At 33.3% G+C, this 18,990-nt stretch carries 14 protein-coding genes, 1 tRNA gene, 2 rRNA genes and 1 other RNA gene; 14 read left to right on the top strand and 4 right to left on the bottom strand.

The window, feature by feature from the left end; translation table 11 throughout:
• Positions 1 to 230 precede the first annotated feature (230 nt).
• The 3 genes from ACTG47_RS14820 to ACTG47_RS14810 are packed head-to-tail and all read left to right on the top strand — an operon-like array spanning position 231 to position 1,423.
• A complete protein-coding gene (locus ACTG47_RS14820; RefSeq protein WP_479925118.1) occupies positions 231 to 632 on the top strand; it encodes a hypothetical protein in 402 nt (133 codons plus the stop codon).
• A gap of 42 nt (positions 633 to 674) precedes the next feature.
• Positions 675 to 968, top strand: a complete 294-nt coding sequence (locus tag ACTG47_RS14815) for a metal-sensitive transcriptional regulator (protein ID WP_021385716.1) — start codon at positions 675 to 677, stop codon at positions 966 to 968.
• Positions 969 to 982: 14 nt separating this feature from the next.
• Complete coding sequence (locus ACTG47_RS14810) at positions 983 to 1,423, top strand: SoxR reducing system RseC family protein (protein WP_169469940.1); 441 nt, start codon at positions 983 to 985, stop codon at positions 1,421 to 1,423.
• A gap of 90 nt (positions 1,424 to 1,513) precedes the next feature.
• Here ACTG47_RS14810 and ACTG47_RS14805 read toward each other — a convergent pair whose 3' ends face one another.
• The gene (locus tag ACTG47_RS14805; protein ID WP_054271304.1) at positions 1,514 to 1,987 is read right to left on the bottom strand and encodes a threonine/serine exporter family protein; all 474 of its coding nucleotides are present in this window, start codon (positions 1,985 to 1,987) and stop codon (positions 1,514 to 1,516) included.
• Positions 1,987 to 2,775, bottom strand: coding sequence for a threonine/serine exporter family protein (locus ACTG47_RS14800; protein WP_479925117.1), 789 nt, complete (start codon positions 2,773 to 2,775; stop codon positions 1,987 to 1,989). The genes ACTG47_RS14805 and ACTG47_RS14800 overlap by 1 nt, the downstream gene beginning before the upstream one ends.
• Positions 2,776 to 3,102: 327 nt before the next feature.
• Here ACTG47_RS14800 and ACTG47_RS14795 point away from each other — a divergent pair, with 327 nt between their 5' ends.
• The 7 genes from ACTG47_RS14795 to ACTG47_RS14765 all read left to right on the top strand — a co-directional run bounded on the left by ACTG47_RS14795 (position 3,103) and on the right by ACTG47_RS14765 (position 11,135).
• Positions 3,103 to 4,347, top strand: a complete 1,245-nt coding sequence (locus ACTG47_RS14795; RefSeq protein WP_169469943.1) for a serine hydroxymethyltransferase — start codon at positions 3,103 to 3,105, stop codon at positions 4,345 to 4,347.
• A gap of 247 nt (positions 4,348 to 4,594) precedes the next feature.
• Positions 4,595 to 5,692, top strand: coding sequence for a monogalactosyldiacylglycerol synthase HexS (gene hexS / locus ACTG47_RS14790; protein ID WP_169469944.1), 1,098 nt, complete (start codon positions 4,595 to 4,597; stop codon positions 5,690 to 5,692).
• Positions 5,683 to 6,381, top strand: a complete 699-nt coding sequence (gene hexD / locus ACTG47_RS14785) for a polysaccharide deacetylase HexD (RefSeq protein WP_479925116.1) — start codon at positions 5,683 to 5,685, stop codon at positions 6,379 to 6,381. The genes hexS and hexD overlap by 10 nt, the downstream gene beginning before the upstream one ends.
• 2 nt (positions 6,382 to 6,383) lie before the next feature.
• Positions 6,384 to 7,448, top strand: coding sequence for an aminohexosyl-hexosyldiradylglycerol biosynthesis protein HexF (hexF, locus tag ACTG47_RS14780; protein ID WP_479925115.1), 1,065 nt, complete (start codon positions 6,384 to 6,386; stop codon positions 7,446 to 7,448).
• A 182-nt stretch (positions 7,449 to 7,630) separates the two neighbouring features.
• Positions 7,631 to 8,335: a response regulator transcription factor HexR gene (gene hexR / locus ACTG47_RS14775; RefSeq protein ID WP_169469947.1), complete on the top strand. Its 705-nt coding sequence runs from the start codon at positions 7,631 to 7,633 to the stop codon at positions 8,333 to 8,335.
• On the top strand, positions 8,328 to 9,650 hold the full coding sequence (hexK, locus tag ACTG47_RS14770; RefSeq protein WP_479925114.1) for a sensor histidine kinase HexK: 1,323 nt from the start codon (positions 8,328 to 8,330) through the stop codon (positions 9,648 to 9,650). The genes hexR and hexK overlap by 8 nt, the downstream gene beginning before the upstream one ends.
• 111 nt (positions 9,651 to 9,761) lie before the next feature.
• The gene (locus ACTG47_RS14765) at positions 9,762 to 11,135 is read left to right on the top strand and encodes a hypothetical protein (protein WP_169469949.1); all 1,374 of its coding nucleotides are present in this window, start codon (positions 9,762 to 9,764) and stop codon (positions 11,133 to 11,135) included.
• A gap of 236 nt (positions 11,136 to 11,371) precedes the next feature.
• Here the strand turns inward: ACTG47_RS14765 and pdaA are convergent, their stop codons facing one another.
• Positions 11,372 to 12,313, bottom strand: coding sequence for a delta-lactam-biosynthetic de-N-acetylase (gene pdaA, locus ACTG47_RS14760; protein ID WP_479925113.1), 942 nt, complete (start codon positions 12,311 to 12,313; stop codon positions 11,372 to 11,374).
• 342 nt (positions 12,314 to 12,655) lie between these two features.
• Between pdaA and ACTG47_RS14755 the strand changes: the two genes are divergently transcribed.
• From ACTG47_RS14755 to ACTG47_RS14745, 3 genes are all read left to right on the top strand, one after another.
• Positions 12,656 to 14,158, top strand: a 16S ribosomal RNA gene (locus tag ACTG47_RS14755).
• Positions 14,159 to 14,375: 217 nt separating this feature from the next.
• Positions 14,376 to 17,272 (top strand): 23S ribosomal RNA (locus tag ACTG47_RS14750).
• The 16S and 23S rRNA genes sit together here with 1 tRNA gene alongside, the layout of an rRNA operon.
• A gap of 68 nt (positions 17,273 to 17,340) precedes the next feature.
• A tRNA-Thr gene (locus tag ACTG47_RS14745) sits at positions 17,341 to 17,415 on the top strand.
• 198 nt (positions 17,416 to 17,613) lie between these two features.
• Here the strand turns inward: ACTG47_RS14745 and srtB are convergent.
• A complete protein-coding gene (gene srtB, locus ACTG47_RS14740; protein WP_479925112.1) occupies positions 17,614 to 18,297 on the bottom strand; it encodes a class B sortase in 684 nt (227 codons plus the stop codon).
• A gap of 130 nt (positions 18,298 to 18,427) precedes the next feature.
• Between srtB and rnpB the strand changes: the two genes are divergently transcribed.
• Positions 18,428 to 18,763, top strand: an RNA gene (gene rnpB, locus ACTG47_RS14735) — RNase P RNA component class A.
• The last annotated feature ends 227 nt before the right edge of the window (positions 18,764 to 18,990 follow it).

The following is an 18,990-nucleotide window of genomic DNA, read 5'->3' as shown; positions in this document are numbered from 1 at the left end:
CCTCTCATACAAATTTGACTTATTTTAGATTATATAACAATTAAACTAGATATAAATAATTTTGTTTAATTGTTATTATAAATTCATTATAGATTATACATTGAAGTAAAAGAAATCGCTAAAATTGTTCCTTTTATTTTTGTTTTTTGTATCTATTTGGTATAATAGTATTAAAGCATATAATAATTTAGGCAAAATTTTTAAATAGGAATATTAGAGGAGAATACAACATGAAAAAATGTCTTTACTGTAATAGGGATATAAAGTCACCAAATAATAAATTGGCTATACAATATGATGACAATACAAACATATATCCATGTCGTGCAGAATGTAAGGAAAAAATTGAAGAATATATAGCAAAAAAACCTACTTATAAATTTATAAATATATTAGAGGTTCTTTTAGGTGTGTGTGGAATATTTTGTTTTTTGAGTAAATGGACTATTGCAGCCCAAGTTGTACTTGGAATTGATGCATTAGTTATATTTTTATTTCCATTAGCAGGATTTAAGATGAATGGAAAGTTAAGTATGGAACAAACTAAGAATCAAAGTAGGTCTATTGCAATATCAATTTTAGCATTTATAGTAATAATAACTGTATTGTATTTTAAACAAATTGGTAAGTAAAGCATAATTGCATAAGACATCATTAGAGTATGAGGTGAGTTTATGGAAGAAAGAAAATTAGCACCAAACAATGAGAGAGAAGCTCTTATAAAAAGATTAAAGAGAATAGAAGGTCAAGTAAAAGGGATACAAAAGATGGTAGAGCAAGAACGTTATTGTGTTGATATATTGGTTCAAATATCGGCTATAAGGTCTGCTATAAACAGAGTAGGTACGATTATATTGGAAAATCATATAAAAGGATGTGTAGCAGAAAGTATCAAACATGATGATGGCGAGCAAACTGAAGAAATGATAAAAGAACTTATGGATACTATAAATAAATTTACAAAATAAGGAGGCGGTTAGTTATGAATCAACAAGGATTTATTATGGAAATTGTTGATGATAGAACTGCAAAATTAAAAATGCAAAGACATTCAGCTTGTGCTGCTTGTGGAAAATGTGCTACTACAAATTCAGCAGAATCAAAGGAAATATTAGTAGAAGTAGATAACACAATTGGTGCAAAAATTGGTGACCATGTAGAAGTAAGTATGGATAATATGAATGTATTAAAAGCAGCTGTAATGGCTTATATAATACCACTTATAGCACTTCTTGTTGGAACAATAGGGACTTACTATATATTAGGTGCAATAGGTATGAAATCTGGGGTTGAAGCCATAAGTGGATTAGTTGGAATTTGTCTTACAATACTTTGTTATTTATACTTAAAGAAGAATGACAAAAAATTCAGAGATAGTAGAGAGTTTATACCAGTAATAACAAGAATATTAATTGACCTTTAAAATAATTATAATTAAAAATAGCAATGTACTTTTTGAATAAATACTCAGTGTGTATTTGTAGAGCTTTAGCACATTGCTATTTTTATGTTTTTATTTTGATTTTCTGTAAGGAATAAAGTTTTTTCTGATTTTCAAAAGATTCAATGTTCTTACAAAAGAAGTTACAACTAATACACCGAGTGCTATTGCAGCACTTAAAAATAGTGCATCTGTTCCTTTTGACATGGCTAAAGAATAATTTTTTTGAATCAAAGATAACATTGTATTGTACAATCCAATACCTGGTATTAAGGGAAGAATACCTGGGATTACGAATACAATAGCTGGTTGCTTTAATTTTCTAGCTAGAGTCTCACTACATGCTGATACTAAAGCAGCAGCTATAAAACCTGCAAAAACTGCATTTGTAGTAAAATTAAATAAATAAACATACACAATCCAACCAATTCCACCAGTTATTCCAGCTGGAAGAAGTAGATAAAGTGGTGCATTAAAGAAAACAGCAAATCCAGCAGTTGCAATGCCTGAAAATAAAAAATGTAAAATCATTGACATATCAGTCATTAGAAAGGACCTCCTATTCTATACCATGTATCAAGAACAAAACCTACTCCAGAAGCAATTGCGATAATAATCATAGCTGCATCAAAAGCACGAGAAATTCCTGATATTAAATTACCTGATATTAAATCCCTAATAGCTTTTATAAAGGCAACTCCTGGGAGTAGTGGCATTATAGCACCAACTATAAGCATTTTAGGGTCATTTAAAATACCTATTTCAACTAACAGAACTCCTGAAAGTGCAATTAAAAAAGAAGATACTAAACAGGAAAACGCAGATATCGCACTTATTTTCATAGTTTTATCATAAGTAATTGCGGCAAAGATTGCTATTATAAATGTAAGTATAAAATTTAATACAGAATTCCCTCCAAGCAAACAAGCAAAACAAGCAGATGCAATTCCTGTACAAGAGTAAAATATCCATAAAGGATAAGGTTTTACATCTTGTATTTCATAAAGACGTGCAATGGCATTATCAATATCATATTCTTTGTCGCCTACAAATTCTCGAGAAAAACTATTTAATAAAGAAATCTTATTTAAGTTTATACCTCTTGATTGAATCGTTTTCATAAATGAAAAGCCATCAAATTTTTCATCAGAAATAATTATTACTGTAGGAGTTGTAAAAATATTTACATGATAAAATCCTCTTGACCTGCATATTCTAAGGACACTGTCTTCAACCCTAGATGTTTCAGCTCCATTTTTTATCATAAGTTCCCCTACAAATAGAGCTAATTTTAGAATATTTTTCTTGTATTCAAGCTCCTCATTTTGATTCATAAATACACCTCCAAATTAAAAAACATAATATTGAAATTATACCAAATTTCTAGGCAATATTCCTTAATATATATATAAATTATATTATCTTTTTTTATTTAAAAATAGTCACATTTAAATTATATCCAATTAAAAGAATTAGACAATATTATTTCTTATATTTTAACTTAAAAATAAAGAAAGTAACTATGTTAAATATGGAAAAATGGCAAAACACTTGACTATTAATTTGTAAAGGACTATAATAATAAATTATCATATTGATAAAAACGAAAATTATGAAATGTCTGTAAAAATGAAAATTAAATAATAACTAGGAGGAGTAATATGTTTGAGAACTTGAAAAAAGCGGACCCTGAGATTTATGAAAGTATGAAAAGAGAGTTAAAAAGACAACAAAGAAATATTGAATTAATAGCATCTGAAAACATAGTATCAGTTCCTGTGATGGAAACTATGGGAAGTCATCTTACAAATAAGTATGCGGAAGGTTACTCAGGCAAAAGATATTATGGTGGATGTGAGTACATAGATGAAGTTGAAACTCTTGCAATAGATAGAATTAAAAAAATATTTGGAGCAGAACATGCTAATGTTCAACCTCACTCTGGAGCAAATGCAAATATTGGTGTATATTTTGCTATGTTAAAACCAGGTGATGTTGTTATGGGAATGAATTTATCTCAAGGTGGGCATTTAACTCATGGTGCTCCCGTTAATATTTCTGGTCAGTATTATAAATTTTATGAATATGGCATAGACAAAGATAGTGGACTTATAGATTTTGATGAGGTTAGAAAAATAGCACATGAAGTAAAACCTAAAATGATAGTTGCAGGAGCAAGTGCATATCCTAGAGAAATAGATTTTAGAAAGTTTAGAGAGATAGCTGATGAGGTTGGAGCATTGCTTATGGTAGATATGGCTCATATAGCAGGTCTTGTTGCAGCAGGTCTTCACCAGAATCCATGTGAAGTGGCCGATTTTGTTACAACAACAACTCACAAAACTTTAAGAGGACCTCGTGGAGGAGTTATTCTTTGTAAAGAAAAGTATGCTAAAGCTATAGACAAAGCGATATTCCCTGGAATTCAAGGTGGGCCTCTTGAACATATAATTGCATCTAAGGCAGTTTGTTTTAAAGAAGCTTTAAGTGATGACTTTAAAGAATATCAAGTGCAAGTTGCTAAAAATGCAAAAGCACTAGCTGAAGAACTTATTAAAAGAGATTTTAAATTAATTTCTGGAGGCACAGATAATCATTTAATACTATTAGATTTAACTAATAAAAATATAACTGGTAAAGCTGCAGAAAAAAGATTAGATGATGCTTACATAACAGCTAATAAAAACACAATTCCATTTGACCCAAACGGTGCTCTTGTTACAAGTGGAGTAAGACTTGGTACTCCAGCTGTAACTACTAGAGGTATGAAAGAAGAAGATATGGCGATAATTGCTGAGGCTATAGACCTATGTTTAACTTATAATGAAGAGTCTAAGGCTAGAACATTAGTTGTTGGATTAACTGAAAAATATCCTTTATATGAAGAATATAATATTATGGATTAGTTATAAAGAATAATTAAATAAAGTATGTTTAAATAATTATAATGATTGTGTATGTATTTGAATATATATAGATATAAAACCCAATTAGTATAGGAGATAATCTTCTATATTAATTGGGTTTTGTATTTTTTAATTAAAACTTTAAGATTTCTTAAGAATTATACTAGGTTTTTCTAAAGATTTAAAGTCTATACTTATAAATATAGTAATTAGAGGAAAAGAAAGGCTTTAATGAGGAGGGAATCTTATGAAAGTATTAATTCTTACAGGAAAATTTGGGATGGGTCATTACTCAGCATCAAACTCTTTAAGTGAAGATATAAAAACTAAATTTAATAATTCAGAAATAATAATTAAAGATATATTTGAATACATTATGCCTAACTATTCAGATAAAATGTACAAGACTTTTTCTATCCTTGTAAATCGGGGAAGTAGTCTTTATAATTTATTTTATAAATGTACAGAAAATGGGAAGAAAGATATAAAATTTACTTTTTCAGATTATTTTTTAACTAAATTAGACAAGTTACTTGATGAGATACAACCAACAGTAGTTATTTCAACTTTTCCATTTTGTTCACAATTAGTATCAAGATATAAGGAAAAGTATAATTCAAAGCTTCCTCTGATAACATGTATAACAGATATAAGTAGTCACTCAGAATGGATTAGTAAAAATACAGACTGTTACTTAGTAGCTAGTAAATCTACTAAGGAGGAACTTGTTTTTAAGGGTATAGATGAAGAGAAAGTTAAAGTTAATGGTATTCCAGTAAAAAAAGAATTTAAAAGAATAGAACATATAAATCATTCAAATAAAAAAAACATACTTATAATGGGTGGAGGATTAGGATTACTACCTAAATCAGAACAGTTTTATAGTGAATTAAATAGTTTAGAAGGAGTAAAAACTACTGTAATAACTGGTAATAATAAAAAAATGTATTATAAGTTATCTGACAGATATGAAAATATAGAGGTAGTAGGTTATACTAATGAAGTATATAAATATATGAAAAATGCTGATCTTATTATTTCTAAACCAGGTGGAATAACATTGTTTGAAACAATTTATTCAGAACTTCCAATATTAGCATTTAATCCATTTTTACAACAAGAGATAAATAATGCTGATTTTATATTAAATAATAAGATTGGAAGAATACTTGATAAAAATAAAAAATACTACGTAGATGAAATAAAAGATTTAATTTATGATGATGCTACTCTTCAAGAGATGAGTAAAAATATGAAAGAATTAAAAAAACAGTTTGATAATAATACATTAGAAAATATTTTATTTTCATTTGATGAACAAGGAGAGTGTATAGAATGTATGTAGTAGGTTTAATTACAGTTGTTGCATTGATTTTTTTAGTACATTCAATTATACCTACATATTATAACAAACTATTAAATAAAGATGTATTAAAAAATATGACTAGAGAAAATGAAATTGCACTGACATTTGATGATGGTCCAGATAAGAGATATACAGAAAAATTATTAGATGTATTAAAAGAAAATGATATAAAAGCCATGTTTTTTGTAGTTGCAAAGAATGCTGAAAAAGAGCCTGAAATTATAAAAAGAATGTTAAGAGAAAATCATGTAGTTGGTTTACATTCATTGGAACATAAAAATGCATGGCTTTACAGTTATAATTATGTTAAAAAAGATTTTATAGAAAGTATAAATATAATGAAAAATTTAGGTGTAGATATAAACTATTATCGTCCACCATGGGGTCATACTAATATATTTTCAAATTCATTTGTTAAAAAATATAATCTAAAAATGACCTTATGGGATGTAATGGCAGAAGATTGGAGTAAAGATAGTACTGTAGAGATTATTATAAACAAATTAATGTGTAGGACAAAAGAAAATTCTATAATTTGTTTGCATGATGCAGGTGAAAATTCAGGTGGTGCAGTGGGTGCACCTGAGCGTACTATTGAAGCTTTGAAGATAGCCATTCCAAGACTTAAAGATAGTGGTTTTAAATTTGTAACACCAGAAAGGATGTAGCTATGATAAGTAAAACTGAAAAGAAAAATAAATGCCTAGGTAGTGTTGCTTTTTTAGTTTTACTAATGGGCATAACAGGATATTTTGTTTTTAGAGGACAATCAATTGAATCGTTAATAAAATCATTAAAAGGTGCAAGTCCTATGTTTATATTAATTGGATTTATGATGATGATTATATATGTTGCTTGTGAAGGTATAAATATATATTTAGGTATAAAAGCTTTAAAACAAAAAACTACTCTTTTAAAATGTATGGGATATGCTTTTATTGGATTTTATTTTAGTTCTATTACACCTTCAGCATCAGGTGGTCAACCAGCACAAGTTTATTATATGAAGAAAGATGATATAAATATATCTTATTCTTCACTTATATTATTAGTTATTGTTGTTATTCATCAAGTGGTTATATTGGCATATAGCGGAATAATGTTCATTATGGAACGTGAATTTATACTAAACAACGTAAGTGGTATGAATATTTTATTAATATATGGTGTAATAACAAATGTAGCTCTTGTAGCTGGAGTAATAGCAATTATATTTTCAAAAAAACTGGTAAATAATTTTATAATATTAATAACAAAATTATTAGGAAAGTTAAGAATAATAAAAGATGTTGAGAGTTCAAGAAAAGTCATAACTTCTCAAATTGAAGAATACATTAAAGGTGCTCAATATATAAAACAGAATCCAAAGCTTGTAATACAAATTTTAGCTATAACTATTGTACAAATAACAGCTATGTTCTTAGTACCATTCTTTGTATACAAAGCTTTTCATTTATCAACATATACTGTATTTGAGATATTGGCAATACAATCACTACTAAATATTGCTGTTTCATCATTACCATTACCAGGAGCTGTTGGAGCTTCTGAAAACAGTTTTATGACACTGTTTAAGATATTTTTCCCAGGTCATTTACTAGTTCCAGCAATGCTACTTAGTAGAGGAATAAGCTTCTATGCATTTGTAGCTATAAGTGGTTTGATATGTATTATGGTACATGTAAAATCTTCTGAAAAAGTGAAGTCAGTAAAAAAAGTTATTTATGCAAGATAGTATAATATAGATTATTTTTATAAACGTGTCAATTTATGTATACTTGTTAATTGAACATTAAATGCACTTACAATAGTAGAAAGTATTAAAACGTGTGACATTGCTAAGCTTTTGCTAATAAAGTATAATATTTTATATAGTTTGAAATATTTAAGAAATATAGCAAAGAAAGGAGCTTGGTGATGAATAAAGAGATTCCAAAAAAAATTTTAGTAGCTGATGATAATCCTGAGATTAGAGAAATTGTAGAAATACTTTTAACTGGTGAAGGTTATGAAGTTGTTATGGCAACGAACGGGGAAGAAGCTGTAAACTTAGTAGATAGTACGATTGACTTGATTATTTTGGATGTTGTCATGCCTGTAAAGACGGGGTTTGTTGCATGTAACGAAATTAGAGAAAAAACAACAGCCCCAATCTTATTTTTAACTGCAAAAACTCAAGATTCTGATAAAGTTATTGGATTTTCAGCAGGAGGAGATGACTATTTATCAAAGCCTTTTTCATATTCTGAATTAATTTCAAGAGTTAAGTCACTACTTAGACGTTATTATATATATCAGGGAAAGGAAAAGGAAAGAGAGCCAAACATATTACATACAAAAGAATTATATGTCAATTTAGATACTCAAGATGTTACATTGGATGGAGAACCTGTGTTTTTAACAACTATAGAATATAGTATTTTAGTTCTTATGTTAAAAAATAGAAAGAAGGTTTTTTCATCTGAAAATCTATATGAAACTATTTGGGATGAACAATATTTTTACACAGCAAATAATACTATAATGGTGCATATTAGAAATTTAAGAAAAAAATTAGAAAAAGACCAAAAAAATCCACAATACATAAAAACTGCATGGGGAAAGGGGTATTATATTGATTAGCAAAATTAAGCCATCAAAGTTGGGTGTTATATTATTGATATATGTTGTAATCTCAGCTGCAGTGGCTTTTGTTTTAAATATACCACTTTACTCTGCTGTTGAATCTATAGTAAAAGATGTATCAGAAGGAAAGGTGTACTTTAAAAGAGAAGTAGACCAACTTATGGATGATTTTCAACTTTATGTTACTGAGAATAGCATAAGTTCAAATGATGGAGATGATATAGCAAAATGGAATGGTGATAACTGGTTTGTTTCTATGAAAATATACAAAGGAAATAAGGTTTTTTATGATACATTATACTATCCTAATGAAGTTCCTGATAAAAGTGAGGAAAATGAATTTTATAGTAGTTCTATGGCTAGACATTATGAGATACAATTTTCTAATGTTAAAGCTGATATAGTTGTAATAGCTTTATTTAGATTTAGATTTCAAAATTTTATAGATGCAATTTCTATTACATTCATGGCACTTACATTTATTATAACATTCCTGCTATTGCTGAGTAGAAAGATAAAATACCTAAGAAAAATAGAGATGGGTATAAAGATAGTAGAGAGTGGCAGTTTAAAGTATAGAATTCCAGTAAAAGGGAATGACGAATTATCATCACTTGCATCTAGTATTAATGAGATGAGTCAAACATTAGAGAATCAACTTATAAAAGAAAGAGAAATGAAGAATAAAAATAAAGATATAGTAACTTCAATATCACATGATGTTAGGACTCCATTAACATCAGTAATATGTTATTTAGATTTGATTAAAGACCATAAATATAATAGTCCTGAGCAACTAGAACAGTATATAAAAAATGTAAGGTCTAAAGCATATCAAATAAAAGATTTAACTGATGACCTTTTTACCCATTTTGTCAATTCTGGAGAGGAAGTTTCCAAAGAATATGAAAAGATAAATGCAAATGAATTTATTTTTCAATTGCTTTTAGATAGTTCATACACATTGGAAGAAAAAGGATTTCATATAACTATAGAGAATGAACTTTATAATCAGTATCATATTTATGTAGATGTAACACAATTTAGGAGAATATTTGATAACCTATGTTCTAATATAATAAAATATGCTAGAAGAGATAAACCAGTAGTATTTTTAATTAAAGTCGAAGATTCAAAATTATTAATCGTACAAAAAAATAGAGTGAGTAATTTTTCCAAAAACGTAGAAAGTTTTGGAATAGGTATAAAGAATTGTGAGAAAATAGTTGCACACCATAATGGAAGTATAAATGTAAACTCAGATGATAAAGAGTTTTCTATTGAAATAGCTATCCCAGTAAAAGAATCATAAAAATTTAAATTTTATATTGTATAGTTAATCATTGTGTATCTGTAAGCAAGTAACAAGTTCACTTACAAGACCATATAATATTATTATCTTAAAAAAAGGGGACATAATAATATGGTTTTGACAGGAGCACATTATATTTACATTATATTTATGGTAATTATATTAATTACTATGATTATGAAAAAGGATACAATAGTACCATGTATATTGGGTGTTTTTTTCATGGGGTTGTTCTTTGAGAAAAATATATTTGGTGCCATAACAGCAGTGTTTAACTCATTTATTATATCTTTGAATGAGTTGGGTCCAATTATTTTAATTATAGCTATTATGGTTGCTTTATCTAAAGCATTAGAAGCTAATAATGCTATACAGTATATGGTAAGACCATTTTCAAAAGTTATAAAAAATTCTAATACTGCATTTTTTGTAACTGGATTTGTTATGTTGATTCTTTCTTGGTTTTTCTGGCCTACTCCAGCTGTTGCTTTAGTTGGGGCTGTATTTTTACCTGTTGCTATGAGAGCCGGATTACCAGCAATTGGTGTTGCAGTGGCATTAAATTTATTTGGTCATGGTCTTGCTTTATCTACAGACTTTGTTATTCAAGGGGCTCCAAGCATAACAGCTGGTGCAGCAGGAGTTGCAGTATCATATGTCATAAATGATGGTATGATTTTATTCTGGGTAATGGGAATTGTAACAATATCTATGGCATTTTATACATTGAAAAGAGACATTAATAAGGGAATGTTTAGAGAAGAACTCAAAGATTTTGAAAGTGAAGAAGTAGAAGAATTTAATGGAAAATCTAAGATAGCAACTATTTTAGTAGCTTTAGGATTTCTTACTGATATAATTGCAATGTATGTATTTGACCTAAAAGGAGGAGATGCTTCAGCTCTTTTAGGTGGAACAGCAGTATTTTTAATAATCATTATAAATACTGTAAATTTTGGAAAAGATAGTCTTGAAAATGTTTGTGAGAATATAATTGATGGTTTTGTATTTGGTATAAAAATATTTGGCGCAATTATACCAATAGCAGCGTTCTTCTATATGGGCGAAGTTGCACCTTTAACAGGCGTATTTGGAAAAGTGTTAGCACCAGGTTCTCAAGGTTTATTATCAGATATAGGTATAGCTCTTTCTCAAACAATACCACTTAATAAATTTGCTGTATCAGGTATAGAAACAATAGTAGGAGCAATAACTGGACTTGATGGTTCTGGATTTTCTGGAATTTCATTAGTAGGTTCACTTGCTTCCGTGTTTGGAACAGCTATTAATGCAAGTGTTGGTGCATTAGCTGCATTAGGACAAATCAGTGGCATATGGGTAGGTGGAGGATGTCTAGTTCCTTGGGGACTTATTTCAGCAGCAGCAATCTGTGGGGTTAGTCCAATAGAATTAGCAAAACGAAATTTTGTTCCTGTTATAACTGGGTTGATTGTAACAACTATAGTAGCAATGTTTATTATTTAGTTGAGCGAATAAGCCTTAATTATATGCAAATTTAAACAAACATTGATTATACAAATTAAAAATAGATGTATAACTATAATTTATAATAATGATTTTAATAACATTAAGCTATACATCTATTTTTTATTGGTATTCTTCTATTAAAATTATTTAATTAAGAAGAATATTTTTATGTTATATTTTATAATTCTTAATAAGCTATGTAAAATTGCATACTTTAGATGCAATTTACAGTATTAATATTTTAAAAGCTCAAACTCATATCCTAAATTTCTTGCATCTGATATAAAATCATTTAAAATTTCTGTGCTAGTTTTGGAAACTGCATGTAATAGTAAAATAGAACTATCATGTAAATTATCCATTATTTTTTTGCTTGCTTCCTCATGTGATGGTTGCTTTTCAGTATCCCAATCTCTGTATGCAAAACTCCAAAACACAGTCTTATATCCTAAATTTTTAGTCATTGCCAAGCTTTTCTCTGAATATTTACCCATAGGAGGTCTGAAGAATTTAACCATATCTTTCCCAGTCACATCCTTATAGAGTCTTTCAACATCAGAAAATTCTTTATTAAAGCTTTCTAAATTATTTGTTTTTGTTGCCATAGATGGATGAGATTTACTGTGATTTCCAACTATATGTCCTTCAGACACCATTCTTTTAACTAAGTCTTTATTTTCTTTTATGTATGGAGATGTAACAAAAAAAACTGCTTTAATCTGATTTTGTTTTAAAATATCTAGTATCTTTGATGTATATCCATTTTCATAACCCTCATCAAATGTAAGATATAAAGTTTTCTGACCATCTTTTTTCTGACCATTGTATATGGCATCATAGTCAGAAAATTTAAAGTCAATGTCAGTATTCACTTCTGGTGTCTTGTGTTTAGTGTTTGGTATGTAGAACCAATCAAGAGTAGTGTTATCTAAAGAGGATACATCTAGCTTATCACTACCATTATTAATAGTATCTTGTTTTGATGGCTTATCTGTTCCATCTGAAACGATAACATTGGAAGTATCTTTATCGTTATCTACTTTTTCAGTATCTTCTTGTGACTGTGTTTCTTTATTTTGGTTTGTATTTTGTTTGTTCTCTGAGCTTGAACATCCAACAATAAAAAAAATAGATAGAGAAAGTAGTGTTAAAAAATATAATACCTTTCTAAACATTTTGAAGCTCCTTTCTAAATTAATAACAATTGTATATAGTATCATTATAATTGCAAATTGTTACTAATAATAGTTACATCTTTGAAAACAAAGTCACAATAGTATTACAAAAGGTGAATAATCGATAAATTTAAGAAAAAATGAAAAAAGTAGTTGACCATACTAGAATAAGATGTTATTATAATAAATGTGCTCAACAAGAAGTAAAAAAATAACAAGCACAAAATTGAAGGATAAGTTAAATGAACTTTGAAAATTAAACAGTAGGTTAATTTATAAAACAAGAAACAAACCATAAAGCCAGATATTTTGATAACAATAGTATCTGAGCCTGATAAACTTTTATTTGAGAGTTTGATCCTGGCTCAGGATGAACGCTGGCGGCGTGCCTAACACATGCAAGTTGAGCGATTTACTTCGGTAAAGAGCGGCGGACGGGTGAGTAACGCGTGGGTAACCTACCCTGTACACACGGATAACATACCGAAAGGTATGCTAATACGGGATAACATATTTGAGAGGCATCTCTTAAATATCAAAGGTGAGCCAGTACAGGATGGACCCGCGTCTGATTAGCTAGTTGGTAAGGTAACGGCTTACCAAGGCGACGATCAGTAGCCGACCTGAGAGGGTGATCGGCCACATTGGAACTGAGACACGGTCCAAACTCCTACGGGAGGCAGCAGTGGGGAATATTGCACAATGGGCGAAAGCCTGATGCAGCAACGCCGCGTGAGTGATGAAGGCCTTCGGGTCGTAAAACTCTGTCCTCAAGGAAGATAATGACGGTACTTGAGGAGGAAGCCCCGGCTAACTACGTGCCAGCAGCCGCGGTAATACGTAGGGGGCTAGCGTTATCCGGATTTACTGGGCGTAAAGGGTGCGTAGGCGGTCTTTCAAGTCAGGAGTGAAAGGCTACGGCTCAACCGTAGTAAGCTCTTGAAACTGGGAGACTTGAGTGCAGGAGAGGAGAGTGGAATTCCTAGTGTAGCGGTGAAATGCGTAGATATTAGGAGGAACACCAGTTGCGAAGGCGGCTCTCTGGACTGTAACTGACGCTGAGGCACGAAAGCGTGGGGAGCAAACAGGATTAGATACCCTGGTAGTCCACGCTGTAAACGATGAGTACTAGGTGTCGGGGGTTACCCCCCTCGGTGCCGCAGCTAACGCATTAAGTACTCCGCCTGGGAAGTACGCTCGCAAGAGTGAAACTCAAAGGAATTGACGGGGACCCGCACAAGTAGCGGAGCATGTGGTTTAATTCGAAGCAACGCGAAGAACCTTACCTAAGCTTGACATCCCAATGACATCTCCTTAATCGGAGAGTTCCCTTCGGGGACATTGGTGACAGGTGGTGCATGGTTGTCGTCAGCTCGTGTCGTGAGATGTTGGGTTAAGTCCCGCAACGAGCGCAACCCTTGTCTTTAGTTGCCATCATTAAGTTGGGCACTCTAGAGAGACTGCCAGGGATAACCTGGAGGAAGGTGGGGATGACGTCAAATCATCATGCCCCTTATGCTTAGGGCTACACACGTGCTACAATGGGTAGTACAGAGGGTTGCCAAGCCGTAAGGTGGAGCTAATCCCTTAAAGCTACTCTCAGTTCGGATTGTAGGCTGAAACTCGCCTACATGAAGCTGGAGTTACTAGTAATCGCAGATCAGAATGCTGCGGTGAATGCGTTCCCGGGTCTTGTACACACCGCCCGTCACACCACGGGAGTTGGAGACGCCCGAAGCCGATTATCTAACCTTTTGGAAGAAGTCGTCGAAGGTGGAATCAATAACTGGGGTGAAGTCGTAACAAGGTAGCCGTATCGGAAGGTGCGGCTGGATCACCTCCTTTCTAAGGAGAATTGCCTACTGTTTAATTTTGAGGGTTCGTTTTTACGAATACTCAAAATTAGCACTTGAATCAACTAGATAAACTAAACCAATGTGAAGTTTGTTTGTTGAAGATGTGCGTTAGCACCTTAAAAACTGCATATATATTTAGTGATATGACATCTAATTTGTAATATATAAAGCTGATAACTTTTTAAAATTATCAAACCTTTTTAACTGGTCAAGTTATTAAGGGTGCAGGGCGGATGCCTTGGCACTAGGAGCCGATGAAGGACGCGATAAGCTGCGATAAGCTTCGGGGAGTTGCACGTAAACTTTGATCCGAAGATTTCCGAATGAGGAAACTCACTTAGAGTAATGTCTAAGTATCATTAAGTGAATTCATAGCTTAATGAGGGGAACTCAGGGAACTGAAACATCTAAGTACCTGAAGGAAGAGAAAGAAATTCGATTCCGTAAGTAGCGGCGAGCGAACGCGGAAGAGCCCAAACCAATAAAGTTTTCTTTATTGGGGTTGCGGACATATCATAACGAAGAGGTATCGTAATTGAAGAGGTTTGGAAAGACCCACCACAGAAGGTAATAGTCCTGTATGTTAAACGAGAAGACTTTAGATATGATCCAGAGTACCACGGGACACGTGAAACCCTGTGGGAAGCAGGAGGGACCACCCTCCAAGGCTAAATACTACCTAGTGACCGATAGCGTATAGTACCGTGAGGGAAAGGTGAAAAGAACCCCGGGAGGGGAGTGAAATAGAACCTGAAACCCTGCACTTACAAGCTGTGGAAGCACATTTCTTGTGTGACCGCGTACTTTTTGTAGAACGGGCCAACGAGTTACGTTAAGTAGCAAGGTTAAGCACTTAAGGTGTGGAGCCGTAGCGAAAGCGAGTTTTAACTGAGCGTTCAGTTACTTGACGTAGACCCGAAACCGGGCGACCTACCCATGAGCAGGATGAAGCGAAAGTAAAATTTCGTGGAGGTCCGAACCCACGAGCGTTGAAAAGCTCGGGGATGACTTGTGGGTAGCGGTGAAATTCCAATCGAGCCCGGAGATAGCTGGTTCTCCCCGAAATAGCTTTAGGGCTAGCCTCAAGGTGAGAGATACGGAGGTAGAGCACTGAATGTCCTAGGGGGTATTGCACCTACCGAAGACTATCAAACTCCGAATGCCGTCATCTTATACTTGGGAGTCAGACTGTGGGTGATAAGATTCATAGTCGAAAGGGCAACAGCCCAGATCGTCAGCTAAGGTCCCTAAATGTAAGTTAAGTGGTAAAGGATGTGGGATTGCACAGACAACCAGGATGTTGGCTTAGAAGCAGCCACTCATTCAAAGAGTGCGTAATAGCTCACTGGTCGAGTGATCCTGCGCCGAAGATTTCCGGGGCTAAAACTTACTACCGAAGCTACGGCATCATTATGATGGGTAGGGGAGCTTCCCATACGGGTTGAAGCATGACCGTAAGGACATGTGGACAGTATGGGAGTGAGAATGTTGGCATGAGTAGCGAGATGTGGGTGAGAATCCCACAGGCCGTAAACCCAAGGTTTCCAGGGGAAGGTTCGTCCGCCCTGGGTTAGTCGGGACCTAAGCTGAGGCCGAAAGGCGTAGGTGATGGACAACAGGTTGATATTCCTGTACTACCGATAACCGTTTGAGAGATGGGATGACACAGTAGGATAAGCTAAGCACACTGTTGGTTATGTGTGCCCAAGCATTGAGGCAGTCAGAGTAGGTAAATCCGCTTTGATAATGCTGGGATGTGATGGGGAGCGAAATTTAGTAGCGAAGTAGCTGATTTCACACTGTCAAGAAAAGTCTCTATCGAGGTTAAAGGTACCCGTACCGCAAACCGACACAGGTGGGTGAGGAGAGTATCCTAAGGCCCGCGAGAGAACTGTTGTTAAGGAACTCGGCAAAATGACCCCGTAACTTAGGGATAAGGGGTGCCACCATCTGGTGGCCGCAGAGAATAGGCCCAAGCGACTGTTTACCAAAAACATAGGTTTCTGCTAAGTCGCAAGACGATGTATAGGAGCTGACGCCTGCCCGGTGCTGGAAGGTTAAGGGGATCTGTTAGAGCAATCGAAGCAGTGAACTTAAGCCCCAGTAAACGGCGGCCGTAACTATAACGGTCCTAAGGTAGCGAAATTCCTTGTCGGGTAAGTTCCGACCCGCACGAAAGGCGTAACGATTTGGGCACTGTCTCAACAACAGACTCGGTGAAATTGTAATTCCGGTGAAGATGCCGGATACCTGCGACAGGACGGAAAGACCCCATGGAGCTTTACTGTAGCTTGACATTGGGTCTTGGTACTACATGTACAGGATAGGTGGGAGGCTTTGAAACCAGGACGCCAGTTTTGGCGGAGCCATCCTTGGGATACCACCCTTGTAGTACTGGGACTCTAACCATAGGCCATGAATCTGGTCTTGGGACACTGTCAGGTGGGCAGTTTGACTGGGGCGGTCGCCTCCCAAAAGGTAACGGAGGCGCTCAAAGGTTCTCTCAGTACGGTCGGAAATCGTACGTAGAGTGTAAAGGCAAAAGAGAGCTTGATTGCAAGACATACAGGTCGAGCAAGGATGAAAATCGGACTTAGTGATCCGGTGGTTCTGCGTGGAAGGGCCATCGCTCAACGGATAAAAGCTACCCTGGGGATAACAGGCTTATCTCCCCCAAGAGTCCACATCGACGGGGAGGTTTGGCACCTCGATGTCGGCTCATCACATCCTGGGGCTGTAGTAGGTCCCAAGGGTTGGGCTGTTCGCCCATTAAAGTGGTACGCGAGCTGGGTTCAGAACGTCGTGAGACAGTTCGGTCCCTATCCGTCGCAGGCGTAGGAAATTTGAGAAGACCTGTCCTTAGTACGAGAGGACCGGGATGGACGTACCTCTGGTGTACCAGTTGTTCTGCCAAGGGCATGGCTGGGTAGCTATGTACGGAATGGATAAGCGCTGAAAGCATCTAAGCGCGAAGCCGACTTCAAGATAAGATTTCCCACCGCAAGGGTAAGACCCCAGAAAGACTATCTGGTTGATAGGTCGAAGGTGTAAGTGCAGCAATGTATTTAGCTTATCGATACTAATAGGTCGAGGACTTGACCAAATTATTTGATGTTCATTCAGTAAGATATATGTGCAGTTTTTAGAGTGTTAATTTTAAAAAATAAGTTTGCTGGTGTGGCTCAACGGTAGAGCAGCTGACTTGTAATCAGCAGGTTGTAGGTTCGATTCCTATCACCAGCTCCAGTAAAGACTATGTTTTTAACATAGTCTTTTTTTTATTGTCTAATATATATATTATTTTATAGTACATATTTTTAGTGATTTATGAGTTATTGATATAGAAAATAACACAGTCTAAAATAAGTATTTTAGACTGTGTCTAGAAGTTTTGAATGCAGAAGTTTTTTAATAAAAATATTTAAATATCTATTAAAAATGTCCTTAATTTGAAACTAATTTACCATGAATCACCATTCTAGCATCATCAAATTCATAAGTACAAGTAGAAAGTGTAACTATTTTATCATTACTACTTACCTTAATAGGTGATTTGTGTAAAGATTTAGAAGTAATGTCTTTTATATAATTTTGATAATCTGATTCACTGTTAAAACTTGTTTTTAAATAGTCATAATCTGATTCTACAATGTAAGCAGAAAATACATCATATAAAAACTCTTTTCCATTAATGAGAATTTTTATTTGATTATTTTCTTTAAAAAATGTTTCATCTTTGAACTTATTTAGATTATTAAACATAGTTTTATTTTTCATATTATGTCCATATATTATGACATTTTGGTTATCAAGAGATTTATTTCTATAATCCATAAATAATGTACCTGAAATAGACTCTTTTTTATAGAAATCTTTGTCTAGGTAATAAGAATTATCTTTAGATTGTACAACTGGATAATTTATATTTGTATTCTTAACAGAAAGCCAAAACTTAAAATCACTATTTATTTTTGATAAGTCCTCTTTTTTATCTTCTTTTTTTTGAAGTTCAGAGGATGTTTTAGTATCATGATTGTATTTAGTAAGTTTTGAGTATATATTAAATCCGCTGTAAATTATTACTAATATTAGTATAATGTTAATTATCATTTTATATGGTTTTTTCAATATTTCACCTCAAGTCAAAATAGTTTATATACTTATATTACACTATTTTTGAAGAAATTTAAATTTTTAGTATAATATGTCTTTGACATATTGAAAAATTTATGTTAACATAACTAAGTAAAATGAATATTAAGTAAGCCAGATAATCGCATGTAGTTTTACATGAGGAAAGTCGGAGCTCCGTAGAGCAGGGTGCTAGGTAACGCCTAGTGGGAGCGATCCTAAGGATAGTGCAACAGAAATAAACCGCCACTTTATGTGGTAAGGATGGAAAGGCGAGGTAAGAGCTCACCAGCGGCTAGGAGACTAGTTGGCTATGTAAACCCCACCTGGAGCAAGACCAAGATAGGAATGAAGAGTGCTGCTCGTACTCTCCGGTAGGTAGGTCGCTTGAGCTTATTGGTGACAATAAGCCTAGAAAGATGATTATCTAATACAGAACTCCGCTTATAGACTTGCTTAATTATTTTGATAGTCGAAACATCAGTTTAAACTGATGTTTTTTTATTTGTAAATTTGTCTAATTTACTTTTAAAATTTTGAGGAATATTGTAATATAAGTTAGTACAGATATTAAAAATGGTATAATATAAGGTAGATATAAAAAGAAAAAGTAAAATGATGTAAATAATATGATATGATATAAGATGTAGCAAATTTAATAGATAATTATTTAAATATCATAATCAAATT

This window comes from Clostridioides sp. LIBA-6622, from assembly GCF_056716095.1.
This window is presented reverse-complemented; position numbering and strand designations above follow the sequence as displayed.